14 protein-coding genes are annotated in these 12525 nt (G+C 34.9%); 10 read left to right on the top strand and 4 right to left on the bottom strand.

Translation table 11 applies throughout. The features are described from left to right. From ABGX27_04110 to ABGX27_04080, 7 genes are all read left to right on the top strand, one after another. Positions 1-1601 (top strand): Smr/MutS family protein (locus tag ABGX27_04110; GenBank protein ID MEO2068677.1); only part of this gene is annotated, 1601 nt, incomplete at its 5' end. Positions 1602-1612: 11 nt separating this feature from the next. Beyond that, positions 1613-2557, top strand: coding sequence for a ketopantoate reductase family protein (locus ABGX27_04105; GenBank protein ID MEO2068676.1), 945 nt, complete (start codon positions 1613-1615; stop codon positions 2555-2557). Beyond that, entirely contained in the window at positions 2547-2807 is a 261-nt protein-coding gene (locus tag ABGX27_04100) for a thioredoxin family protein (GenBank protein MEO2068675.1), read from the top strand. Before ABGX27_04105 ends, ABGX27_04100 begins: the two co-directional genes overlap by 11 nt. After that, positions 2804-3361 carry a peptide-methionine (S)-S-oxide reductase MsrA gene (gene msrA / locus ABGX27_04095; protein MEO2068674.1) on the top strand — a complete coding sequence of 186 codons (558 nt, stop codon included), beginning with the start codon at positions 2804-2806 and terminating at the stop codon, positions 3359-3361. The genes ABGX27_04100 and msrA overlap by 4 nt, the downstream gene beginning before the upstream one ends. Beyond that, entirely contained in the window at positions 3330-4088 is a 759-nt protein-coding gene (locus ABGX27_04090; protein ID MEO2068673.1) for a nitrilase-related carbon-nitrogen hydrolase, read from the top strand. Before msrA ends, ABGX27_04090 begins: the two co-directional genes overlap by 32 nt. 10 nt (positions 4089-4098) lie before the next feature. Next, entirely contained in the window at positions 4099-4857 is a 759-nt protein-coding gene (locus tag ABGX27_04085; protein ID MEO2068672.1) for a hypothetical protein, read from the top strand. A 35-nt stretch (positions 4858-4892) separates the two neighbouring features. Next, a complete protein-coding gene (locus ABGX27_04080; protein ID MEO2068671.1) occupies positions 4893-6008 on the top strand; it encodes an aminopeptidase in 1116 nt (371 codons plus the stop codon). 104 nt (positions 6009-6112) lie between these two features. Here ABGX27_04080 and ABGX27_04075 read toward each other — a convergent pair whose 3' ends face one another. The 4 genes from ABGX27_04075 to lolA all read right to left on the bottom strand — a co-directional run bounded on the left by ABGX27_04075 (position 6113) and on the right by lolA (position 10630). Further along, entirely contained in the window at positions 6113-6739 is a 627-nt protein-coding gene (locus tag ABGX27_04075; protein MEO2068670.1) for a hypothetical protein, read from the bottom strand. 327 nt (positions 6740-7066) lie between these two features. Next, a complete protein-coding gene (rsmA, locus tag ABGX27_04070) occupies positions 7067-7822 on the bottom strand; it encodes a 16S rRNA (adenine(1518)-N(6)/adenine(1519)-N(6))-dimethyltransferase RsmA (GenBank protein MEO2068669.1) in 756 nt (251 codons plus the stop codon). Continuing rightward, complete coding sequence (locus ABGX27_04065) at positions 7819-9861, bottom strand: molybdopterin-dependent oxidoreductase (GenBank protein ID MEO2068668.1); 2043 nt, start codon at positions 9859-9861, stop codon at positions 7819-7821. The genes rsmA and ABGX27_04065 overlap by 4 nt, the downstream gene beginning before the upstream one ends. 172 nt (positions 9862-10033) lie before the next feature. Beyond that, entirely contained in the window at positions 10034-10630 is a 597-nt protein-coding gene (gene lolA, locus ABGX27_04060; GenBank protein MEO2068667.1) for an outer membrane lipoprotein chaperone LolA, read from the bottom strand. A 55-nt stretch (positions 10631-10685) separates the two neighbouring features. On the opposite strand from lolA, the gene rsmD reads away from it, so the two are divergent. From rsmD to ABGX27_04045, 3 genes are all read left to right on the top strand, one after another. Next, complete coding sequence (gene rsmD / locus ABGX27_04055; protein MEO2068666.1) at positions 10686-11261, top strand: 16S rRNA (guanine(966)-N(2))-methyltransferase RsmD; 576 nt, start codon at positions 10686-10688, stop codon at positions 11259-11261. A gap of 3 nt (positions 11262-11264) precedes the next feature. After that, entirely contained in the window at positions 11265-11924 is a 660-nt protein-coding gene (locus ABGX27_04050; GenBank protein MEO2068665.1) for a 6-carboxytetrahydropterin synthase, read from the top strand. Further along, on the top strand, positions 11914-12525 hold a 612-nt coding region (locus tag ABGX27_04045), incomplete at its 3' end, for a GIY-YIG nuclease family protein (GenBank protein MEO2068664.1). The genes ABGX27_04050 and ABGX27_04045, both read left to right, overlap by 11 nt.

The following is a 12525-nucleotide window of genomic DNA, read 5'->3' as shown; positions in this document are numbered from 1 at the left end:
TTATTGAAGACAATAACAAGTTAAGGGAGCTAAGGGCAGAAGAAAAAGAGGAAATAAAAAACATTCTTTTTGAACTTTCAAAACTTTTGTCAGGAAGGTTAAAAGAGCTTGAGGAAAGCTTTAAGGCACTAATAGAAATTGACAAACGCTATGCAATTTCTATGATTTCCATAAAACTTAACGGTACCTTCCCAGAATTTGAAAACTATATAGACCTAAAGGAAGCTAAACACCCTCTTCTAATCCTCTCTCAAAAAGAGGTTGTTCCTATAGACGTAAGAGTAAAAAATGGACTTGTCATTACTGGACCAAATACTGGCGGTAAAACCGTCTGCCTAAAAACGGTAGGACTTCTTTCCATCATGGCACAAGCCGGATTTTTAATTCCAGTAAAAGAAGGGAGCACTTTACGAATTTTCAAAAAATGGATGGTAGATATTGGTGATGAACAGAGTATAGAACAGAATCTCTCTACTTTTAGTGCCCATATAAAGAAAATTTCTGAAATCTTAAAAGAAGCTAATGAAAACTCACTGGTTTTACTTGATGAACTCGGAGCAGGAACAGATCCGATTGAAGGGTCTACACTCGCAGTAGGAATTCTTAAGTATTTAAAAGATAGAAAAGCAAAAGTTATTGCTACAACCCACTTTACGCCAGTAAAACTTTTTGCCTATAAAGATGATTACTACGACGTAGCTTCTGTAATGTTTGATGAGAAGACATTAAAACCTCTCTACAAACTTGCTTACGGAATAATAGGAAGGAGCTATGCACTTTTAATAGCAAAAAGGTTTGGAATTCCACAAGAAGTTATAGATACTGCAAGGTCCTTATTAACAAGCGAAGATAGGTTGGCTGAAGACATAATAGCAGCACTTGAAAAGGAATATCAGAAACTTTCTGAAGAAAGAAAAGAAGTTGAAAAAATAAAAGAAACCCTCAAGAAGAAAGAGGAAGAGCTTCAAGAAAAAGAAAAATTTTTGCGACAAAAATATGCAAAAGAAATAGAAAAGTTTATAGAAGAGCTTAAAGAAAAAAGTGATGAGATTTTAAAGAAAGAAGCTTCTAAAGCCAAGCAAGAGATTAAACAAATAGTAATAACTGCAAGAAATAGAGCTGAAGCTTTAAAGGAAATTCCAAAGAAAAAAGAAAAAGAAATAAAGTGTGGAGATACTGTCAAAATTTTAAAGTCGGGAAGAAAAGGAAAAGTCCTAGAGATAGATAAAAACAAAAATCTTGCAAAAGTTTTAATAGGAAACTTGAAAGTTGATGTCAAACTTTCTCAATTGGAACTTGTAGAAGAAATAGTAAAAGAGGAAGATATTGTTAAAGTAAACGTTAAAAAACCCCAAAAGTTCTTCCCTGAGCTAAAACTTCTTGGATTGAGAGGAGAGGAAGCTTTAAGGAAAGTGGAAGAGTTTTTAGATAACGCCAATCTTGTTGGAATAAAGAGAGTAAAAATTGTTCACGGATATGGAACTGGAATACTAAAAAGACTTGTTAGAGAATACTTAAAGGAATCACCTTACGTTAAGAGCTTTAGACCTGGTAGTATAGAAGAGGGAGGAGACGGAGTAACGATAGTAGAACTTGTTTAGGAGAAGGTATTATGAAATTCGCAATATTCGGCACTGGAGGAGTTGGCGGTTTTTACGGTGGAATGATTGCAAGAGCTGGAAAAGAGGTTGTATTTATAGCAAGAGGCCAACAACTAAAGGCTATGAAAGAAAAAGGATTAACTGTTGAGAGTGTGAAGTTTGGAAAATGGACTGTAAAAGAAGATGGAAGGAAGGTCATATTCACTGATGATCCTTTAAAAGCCCCAAAAGTAGATGTAGTTCTTGTATGCGTGAAGTCTTACGATACGGAAAAAGTTGCCCCTCAACTTTTACCTATGTTGAAGGAAACAAGCGTTGTTGTTTCTGTCCAAAACGGAATTGAAAATGAAGAAATACTTGCAAAGTTTGTTGGAGAAAATAGAGTATTAGGAGCAACCGCCTTTATAGGAGCATACGTTAAAGAACCTGGTCTCATAGTGCATGAAGCTGCAGGTTTACTTGAAATAGGGGAAATGGACGGAAAACCATCAGAAAGGGTAGAAAAACTTGTAGAAGAACTCAAATCATGCGGAATAGAAGCAAGAGCATCTCGCGACATTCGTTATACACTCTGGAAAAAGTTTGTTTGGAATGTGGCATTTAACCCCTACTCTGTCATAACAAGATCAACAGTTGGAGAGATGCTTTCTCTTCCTGAAAGTTATGAGATCTTGAGGAACCTAATGCTTGAGTGTTATGAAGTTGCAAAAGCTTACGGAGTAGAACTCAAAACTAAGATTATGGAAAGATACTTAGAATCTTCAGAAGATTTAAAAAACTACAAAACTTCCATGCTCCTTGATTTTGAGAAAGGTAAACCAATAGAACTTGAAGGTATAACAGGAGCTCTTATTAGGAAAGCTGAAAGAAAAGGAATTGATGTTCCTTATAACAAGTTCATTTACGGAACGGTAAAACTTCTACTTAGAAAGAGAGGACAAAAAGGTGGAGATTAAATTAATTCTCTTTTCTTCTAAAAGGTGTTCCGTTTGTGAATCCTTAAAACCTAAACTAAAAGAAATCGCACAAAAATTTAATATACCATTCTCTGAAGTCTCCTTAGATGAAAATCCAGAAGAAGTTTCTAAAAGACTCATTCTTTCAGCCCCAGTAGTTCTTTTAGAGATGGGAGGAAAAGAGATAAACAGATGGGCAGGAGTTTTTTCAGTAGCTCAAATTGAAGAGTTTTTAAGGAGGATTCTTTGAAGTTTAAAAAAGCGACCTTTGCAGGAGGATGTTTTTGGTGTCTTGAGGAGATCTTTTCAAAAATAGAAGGGGTTGTAGAAGTTATTCCTGGTTATGCTGGAGGTTTTACCGAAAATCCAACTTACGAGGAAGTCTGTAGTGGCAAAACAGGACACGTTGAAGCAGTACAAGTAATTTATGATCCAACAAAAGTTTCCTATAAAGATCTTCTCATAGCTTTTTGGACTTCAATAGACCCAACAGACGATGGTGGACAGTTCGCAGATAGGGGAAATCAGTATAGAACGGTTATTTTTTACCACGACGAAGAACAAAGGAATCTAGCCGAAAAAAGCAAGAAAATACTCTTAGAAAGTGGGCTTTTTTCAGAGCCAATAGCTACGAGAGTTAAACCTTTCAAGAACTTTTTTGAGGCTGAGGACTATCATAAAAAGTTTTTCAAAAAGGAACCAATGAGGTATTACCACTACAAAATAAACTCTGGAAGAGATACATACTGCAAAATAGTGTGGGAAAAGAAAAATGGAAGGAAAATCTTGCAAGAAAAACTTTAAAGCTTTTGCTATTCAATTTGAAACGGTAGACGGAGAATTTGAAAGAAACTACAGTAGATTTCTAACGTTTTTAAACTTTTGTGAGAAAGGTTCTCTCGTCGTTGCTCCTGAAGTTTTTCTTACAGGTTTCTATTACAAAGACTTAAAAAGTAGTGCAAGGTTTTCTAAAAAAGTTGTTGATGAGCTCTTAAACTTCTCAAGAGGTCTTGAATTAACAATCGTTTACACAGTAATAGAAGAAGTAAACGGAAAGTTTTTTAATTCCATACAGGTAATAGACAGAGGAGAACTTGTTTTTTCACGACCGAAAGTAAAGCTCTTTACTCCGACGGATGAAGATAAATATTTTGTATCTGGTAGTGAAAAAAATCTAAAAGTAGTAGAAACTTCCATTGGTGTAATAGCTCCTATAATATGTTTTGAATTAAGGTTTTGTGAAATTTTCTTAGAACTTTCGAAACTTGGCGCTGAGATTTTTACCGTTTCCGCACAATGGGGAAAGGCAAGAAAAGAGCATTGGAAAATTTTAACTTCTGCAAGAGCTATTGAAACCCAATGTTTCTTAGTTGCCTCAAATGGAACTGGTGAAATGGCAGGAAACTCAAGAGTCTTAGACCCATGGGGAAGAGTCTTAGGAGAAGCTGGAGATGGTGAAGGGCTAATAGAAGGAATTATAAATCTAAATGTAATTGATCAAGTAAGAAAAAAGCTACCTATGGGAAGGTAGGAGGAAAATAATGCCTAAGAAATTATCAAAAAAAGAAAAAATCTTTTCAGCAATTAGGGAAATCTTAGAAAAAGAATCTAAAGGATTAAGATATTCACAACTAACAGAAAGATTACAAGAAAAATTTCCAGAAATATCTAAAAATACTATTGGAGGATACATAGTTTCTTTCAGGCAAGAAATTCTAAAAGGTAAAGAAAAAGATATAATCACGCCCGATAGAGGTTTTTTCATACATAAAAGCTACTATAACTCATATACTCCTGCCTCTGAATGTAAAAGCGAATCAATTCGCGAAGAAGCCTTTTATGAAAGCTTTGCTAATTATTTGACAAACGACTTGGAAGAATGTACAAATGCTATTGCACTAGGAGGGAACCAATTTAAAGACAAGTGGGGTACTCCTGATGTAATTGGTGTCTATAAGTTTTCCCAAATTGATCCTATTATTCCTACTCCTGAAATAATTACAGCTGAAATAAAGCTTGATGATAATCAGTTAATAACTGCTTTTGGACAAGCATGTGCTTATAAATTGTTTAGCCATAAAGTTTACCTTGTCGTACCCAATACTGCAAAGGATATTTCCCGTGTGGAATCCTTATGTCTCCGTTTTGGAATAGGTTTAATAATATTTAATCCTTCAGATCCTCAAAATCCAAACTATGAAATACGAGCTAGAGCCTTTAAAACAGAGCCTGACTATTATTATTTAAACGAATACATAAAGAGGTTATCTGAAAAACAAATTAGAAAATTGTTCGGTTAAGTTTCATAGAAAACCTCATATGAAAGGAGACAAAGATGGGAGTTTGGGATTGGCAGGACGAAAAAACTAAGAGTGCAATTAATAACTTGTACATAGAAAACCTATGTGTTTCAAAAGAAGAAAAGATTTTAATTCTTTCAGACAAGATTAAAGAAAGAATAGGTGAACTTCTCTTTTCAATAGGAACAAAGTTTACGAACTATATTCTCCATCTAACCTATGAACCAACAGGAAGGCATGGTCTTGAACCGCCTGAAACCGTTTGGAGAGGAACTTTCGGTTCTGAATTTGTTGAAGAACTAAAAAAGCAAGGTCTTTTTGAAAAAATTCAAAAGAAAGAATTAACAAGTGAAGACGAAGAAAAAATAAAAGAAATACTTTTAGAAACCACCTCTCCTAATACCCTTCCAGCAGTTTTAATTGCAGTAAACGAACACTCTTTAAGCCATACTCTGTTTAGAAAACTTTGCACAAACTTTCTTTCAATGAGATTTGCAAGCATGCCTCTTTTTGAACCTTTTATGTTTTATACCTCAATGCAAGCAGACTGGAATAAAGTCTCAAAACTTTCCGTTTACTTAGCAAATCTTTTAACAAACGCTTCAGGCGTTCACATAACTTGTCCCCTTGGAACCGATTTAACCTTTTCAATTGAAGGAAGGGAAGGACTTGCAGATACAGGAAAGCTTTGTACTCCTGGAAGTTTTGGAAATCTTCCTGCAGGAGAAGCTTTTATCGCCCCTTTAGAAGGAACAGCAGAAGGAATATTCGTTACAAACTATGCTCCAACAAGAAAGCTTGAAACTCCTTGCAAGTTCTTCGTAAAAGACGGAAAAGTTGAAAAGGTAGAGGGAGATAAGGAACTTATAGAATTTTTGAATTCCATTTTCCTAAAAGAAGAAAACGCCAAAAACATTGCAGAATTTGGAATAGGAACAAACGAAAAGGCAAAAATGTTTGACAACATTCTTGAGGCTGAAAAAATACTTGGAACTTGCCATATAGCCATCGGTGATAACAGCTCTTTTGGAGGGAATGTAAGAGCAAATGTTCATATAGATTTCTTAATAGAAAAACCGACAATCACTTTAAAGATTGGAAACAGCAAAAAGACAATTATGGAAAATGGAAAGTTGATAGTAGAAGTTTAGTTTTTCCCTTCCTTTTTTTTAATTACCTTCGAGGAACTTCCTTTTTAAGGAATTAACGGACTGTATCCCCCCCGAACAGGGATACAGCCCTTCATTTGCAAGATTTAAAAAATATAACCTACGCTAAAACCACCGCTTGGAACAAGGCCACTAAATTCGTTAAGTTTTTCTCCGTCAATTTCTATGCTTCCATTAATTATGATCTGCAACCCAATTTCAGGAGCAACAAAAAATCTTTTTTCTTTTCCAAACAACCACTTATATCCAGCGTTTCCACCAATAGAAAGAGCAATTACCGAACTGCTACCACTTATCCCAGCATAGTTGTAATCAGCACCTAAGTAAGAAATAGCTCCAAATCCTCTTACATAAAATCCTTCTGGTTTTCCTTCTTCGTTAAAATATTTCTTAATCCCAACATGAACTCCTAATCCTACGACGTCCCAGCCGCCGCTTGAGTAGGCATAGAACTCTCCACCAACTGTAGGGTAAACTCCCTCACCTAAAGTATACCTGTAGAATTCAACATCTACGTTTGCTATTCCAAAAGCAAGTCCTAAAGGATTTACCCCAACTGCATATTTATACTTTGTGTTTTCGTTTACCTTTATCTTTTTAGTAATAGAACTAAAAGGCTCTTTTACTCTTTCAAGTCCCCAATCTTCAGCTTTTGCCTCTATTACACTGCCACTTATTACTACTGCTGTTAACAAGGCTAGTAGTTTTTTCATTACCTTACCTCCTTTTTGGAAATCAGAAAGTCGCAACGAGAACGATTTTTTTCTGAGAGAAAAATAGAAGAAACAAATTGATGTTTCAAGAGTAATTACCTAAAAGTTCTTAATTCCCCTTTTTAGGACATTTCGAGATATAAAGAGGTAATGTTTAAAGTAGGTTCAGGATTAGCAGAGTCACAATCCCTTCCACTTTCTAGGGCATTTCAAAATTCTCCATTAAAACTCTTACTAATCAGTAATCTACAGATAATGCAATTCACACTATTTTACAATTAGCTTTTTCCAAAACCTTGTTTCTCTTTCAAAGAACATTCAAAAAAATTAATTGTTTTTATACCACAACTTTTCAAAAAGTTCCAAAAGTTCTTGTGGTGTTAATTCCTCGGCTCTTTTTTCTAAGTACTTTGAAAATTCTTGCGAATAGTTTTTCAGTTTAAGGTTGCTTTTTAGCTTCTTCCTACGGTGAGAAAAAACTTTTTTTAAAAACTTCTCAAACTCTAAAAGCTTATCCTCTTCCTTATCAAAATTTTTTGGAACCATTTCAAAAACGGTTGACATAACTTTTGGAGGAGGAACAAAAGCTCTTGGTGGAACGTCAAAGAGTTTTTTAATGTCAAAAAATAAAGACAAAAGGGCAGGAAGGTAGCCATACTCTTTACCGCTTTTAGCACAGAGCCTTTGTGCTACCTCTTTTTGAACCATAAAAATACCTTTAACCATTGTCTTTCTATGGTCTAAAAGGTTTCTAAGAATCTTCGTTGAAACGTTGTATGGAAGGTTCCCAAAATATTTAAACTTTTCATCCAAAGAAGAAAAATCAAACTTAGTTGCATCAGTATTAATAATTCTTATTTTTTCACCAAATTTATCTTCTAAATGCTTAACCCAATCATTATCAATTTCAACTACTACAAGTTCTCTTGGATTCCTACTGATAATTTCTTCCGTTAAAGCTCCCCCTCCGGCTCCTATTTCAACAACTTTATCAATATGCTTCAAATCTCCAGCGTCAACAATTTTTTTTATGATGTTCTTATCCCTTAAAAAATGTTGTCCTAAGGATTTTTTTAGTCTCATTCCACAACTTCCACTTTTACTTTTACAGACTTGAACTTTGCAGTTTTTACAAATTGGTCTCCTTCATCACCAAACAAAGCGTTAACCATACTCTTTGCCCTATGGAAAGAAACAAAAAGAGTTCCTCTCTTTATGTGCTTATTAAACTCTATAGGTAAGTCTTTAGTTTCTCCAAAAGGTGATACAAGTTTAACCCTTTTAGCGTTCTTCAATCTTTCTCTATCTTCCTCGCTTGCGTAAACAACATCTTCTTTAAAGGTTTTAAACTTTTCTAAAGTTGGACAGTTTCCAGTTTGAACAGCGTTGTTATAGTGAACTAAAATTCTTCCAGTAGTTAGGTAAAAGTCTTTAAAATCACCACTTTCAAGAAGTTCTTTTACCATTCCACGCACCGCGTAGCGGTTAAACTTAAACCTTCCTTTTCCATCCTCTGTTGAAAACTCATCGGTATGGAGAATTCTTGTTCCCTTTCCATCTACTACCGGCCACTGAGGAGAATTAAGGAAATTCTTTCTTAAAACTTCATAGCTTGCCCCAGAAAATCTTTTTGGAGCTGCCTTTCTTACTTCGTTCCATACGTCTTCAGAAGTTTTATAACCAAAGTCTACTCCCATTCTTTTTGCTATTTCTGAGATAACTCCCCAATCATCTGGAAGATCTACTTCAAAGATCGGCTCTGAGAGGTGAAGGCGCCTTTCCGCGTTTACGTAAACTCCCATTTTTTCATAACAGCTTTTAACTCCAAAAACAACATCTGCAAATTTTGTTATTTCACAAGGGAAAAGCTCATTAACTACCAAAAAGTCAAGTTTTGAAAGAGCTCTCCTTATCTTGTTTACGTTTGGGTGAACGTGAGCAAGGTCTTCCCCCATAACAAATAAAGCTTTTATCTTTCCATCCAAAATAGCATCAATAACTTCCGGAGTCATCAATCCTCTTCCTTCTGTCTTTTGATAATCCGGAAGGTAGTAAGGAAGCATTCCTATATCACAGGCGCCTTGGACGTTGTTCTGCCCTCTTAGGGGCATAAGTCCTGTTCCCTCTTTTCCAACATTTCCCGTAAGTAAAGCTAAATTTGCTATTGCCATAACATTTTTTGAACCATCAATATGCTCAGTAACTCCAAGTCCCCAAAGGAACACAGTTTTTGAAGTAGCAATTTCTTTAGCAAGATTTCTAATTTTTTCCTCTAAGTTTTCATAACCTTTTAACTTTCTAAAAATCTTTGGATCTGAAAGATCATCGTTCAGGATGGCTTTTTTATATTCTTCAAAGCCTTTTGTCCTCTTTTCTATAAATTCCTTATTGTAAAGTTCCTCCTCTAAGATTACTCTTGCTATTGCATTTAAAACCAAAAGGTTTGATTCAAAAGGTATTAAAAGCTTATGCTTTGCAAACTTAAAAAGACCAATTTCTCTAACATCAATAACGGCAAGTTTTCCACCTTTCCTTACTTTCTCTATTATTCTATGGCTAACAATAGGATGAGCTTCTGTCGTGTTCGAACCTATTACAACGATAAGTTCTGCATTGTAAATTTCATCAAAAGGTATAGATGCTGCTCCTTCTCCAACAGTCTCAACAAGTCCTCTTAAGCTTGGAGCATGGCAAATTCTTGCACAGTTATCAATGTTAAGAGAACCCATAACTTCCCTTGCAAACTTTTGAAAGGCGAAAACACTCTCACAATTCGTTCTTGCTCCACCTATTGCTGCAAAGGAGTTTCCTCCAAATTTTTCCTTTATATCAAGGAATTTCTTTGCCACAAGATCATAAGCTAAAGAATAAGGAACTTTAACAAAGTTTTCATCAAAAGTTTCAAAATTATTGGGATCAAAGCCAAACTCTTTTAAAAAGGACTTTCTAACGTATGCTCCTTTTAATCTTTTTGGACTTTCTATAAACTCATGTCCAAAGTTTCCCTTTATACATAGCTTTCCTTTACTTACAACTCCTTCTTTTAGAGGACGGGGTTTTCCATTCTCAAAAGCAATTTCACACCCCACACCACAGTAAGTGCAAACTGTCCTTTTCAGCACAAAAAGCCTCCTTCTTTACCTTCAAAATATTTCAGCCCTAATTTTACCTTAAGGAAAGGATAAAAATTCCTTTATAAAATCGGTCTTGACAATTAATAAAATTAGAATAAATTTACTTTCACCCCCTCCTTCCAGTTCCCATGGTATCCTCCTTGCCGGCATTTGCCGGCTTTTAATTTCCACATGGAATTAACTTAAAAAGATTGTCTTCCAGCTTAACATTTTCTTCAAAAGACTTAATTACATACTTACTTTCTGTTCCATCTATTTGAACAGTTTTAAAGAGTTTGAGATTACAGGATTTATCTACTACAAGGTATATCCTTTCAAAAGTGGATTTTTCATATCTTGGTTCTAGGACAAACTCTCCGCTTCCCAGATCCGAAACTTTAAAAAATTGGTAAAACTTTGAAGGAGCGTCCAAGATTTTAAAGAGCGGGAAGAACTCACTACTTTCGTTAACTTCTGTTAACTGACACTCTCTATCCTCTGGAAAGACAACCTCTAAAAACTTTCCATCAGATATAACAAAAATATCGCTTCCCTTTGTGTACTTCCATAAAAACTTTGAAGGCCTTTTGTAGTAAATTACTCCTCTATAACTTTCCACTTCGTCATCTGAAATCGGCAGTTTTGTCTTTTGTGAGAAAACTATTTTTAAAGTTTTGACGAACTTAAGATTCTCTAAAAAACAGTCTAAGTTATCTCCATAGCTAGGGGTTGTAAAAATTAAAAAGAGAAAGAAAAACTTAAAAAGTCTAAAAACCATTTTTCTCCTCGCGGCATAATTTATTAAGGTAATAATTTATTAGGAGTCCTGAGAAATGAAAATAATAGGTGGAAAGTACAAAGGAAGGATAATAAAGTCTCTACCAAAGAGTGAAGATACCAAGCTTTTAAGACCAACAACCGGTAGAGTAAAGGAGTCTGTATTTTCTATACTTAACAACTATCTAGAAGGAGTAAAGTTTTTAGACCTTTTTGCTGGAACTGGAAACGTTGGAATTGAAGCTATTAGCAGAGGAGCTGGGAAAGTAGTTTTTGTAGAAAACGATAAACGCTTTTGTAAACTAATAAGAGAAAATCTTAAAAAGCTTGGTGTGGAAAAAGAGAAGTACGAAATAATTTGCGATGACTACGTTAACGCAATAAAAAAACTTTCAAAAAGAGGAGAGAAGTTTGACTTTATCTACGCAGACCCACCGTATGAAAAAGGATACTACACAAGGATTGTAAATATGGTTCGAAACTTTGACCTTCTTGATGAAGATGGTTTAGTAATCTTAGAAGAACCAAAGAATGAACCTTTCCTTCCAGACGATGAAAAATGGATAGTTGAAAGAAGAGGCTATGGAACAACCCTCGTTACTTTTATAAACTTTCATCCAGATAAGGAGTAAGTTATGTTTGAGATTTCAAAGGTAATAGAATTTTCCGCTGCCCATTCGGTTTATTCTCAAAAACTAAACCCAAAGTGGACAAAAAACACTTACCCAAAGTGTAGAAGACTTCCCGGACACGGTCATAACTATAAACTAATCATTTACCTAAAATCGGAAAAATTGGACGAAGCCCAGATGGTCACAGACTTTGGCCACCTTGGATGGTTAAAGGAGTTCGTAGATACCTGTTTTGACCACAAAACAATTTTTGGAATGGATGACCCAAGCCTTCTTTTCTTTTTAGAAAAACTTGGACTAATAAAAGATGGTAAACTTTCTTTACCAAATATAAATGGAGAAATCCCTTCTTTAAAGGCCATAGCTGTTAATAAAGATTACAAGCTTCAAACTTTTGAGTTTAAAGAAATTGAGGTTTCTTCTTTAAAAGAATTTCATTACTTAACTTTTGATAACTTTAAAGTAAATTCAACCTCAAAAGACGCTGATTTTTACCAAAGATTTCTTGACGGAATTGCCCTTTTTAACGGTTCTCCAACTTCTGAAAACTTTGCAAGGTTCTTTTACTACTTTGTGAGTAAAAACGTAGAACCTCTAGGAATAGAATGTTCTAAGGTTTCCATCTTTGAAACCGAAAAGTCCTGTGCCACCTATGAAGGATAAGCTTCAATTTGTCCCGGATGCTCCGGGAGTTTATTTTTTTAAAGATAGAAACGGAAAAGTAATCTACGTTGGAAAAGCAAAGTCTTTAAAAAATAGACTTTCTTCCCATATTCTTTGCACAGACCCAAACCAAAAAAGCTATAAGATCGTAAAGGAAGCTGTTTCTTTTGATTACATAATTGTTAAGAACGAAAGAGAAGCTTTAGCCTTAGAAGCTGAACTTATCAAAAAACACCTTCCAAAGTTCAACGTCCTATTAAAAGATGACAAAAGTTACCCTTATCTTCTAATAACAGAGGAAGATTTCCCCACCGTTAAGGTTGTTAGAAAAAGAGACATTGGAAATGGGAAAAAGTTTGGACCTTTTATTCCACCGAAAAACGCTAAAGCTTTAAAGGACTTAATACACAAAGTTTTCAAAATTAGAAAGTGTGAAAAATTAAAAAAACGCCCTAAACCTTGTCTTCAATACCACATAGACCAATGCACTGCTCCCTGCTGTGGATTCATCTCAAAAAGGGATTACAAAAGACAGGTTGAAGGGGTTCTGTCCTTCTTACAAGGAAACGTGAAAAACTATATAAACAAACTCTATGAACTT

It is taken from the genome of Desulfurobacteriaceae bacterium, assembly GCA_039832905.1.
Classification (GTDB): Bacteria; Aquificota; Aquificia; order Desulfurobacteriales; family Desulfurobacteriaceae; genus Desulfurobacterium.
Note: the sequence above shows the minus strand (reverse complement) of the source record. Positions and strands in the feature narration are given on the sequence as shown.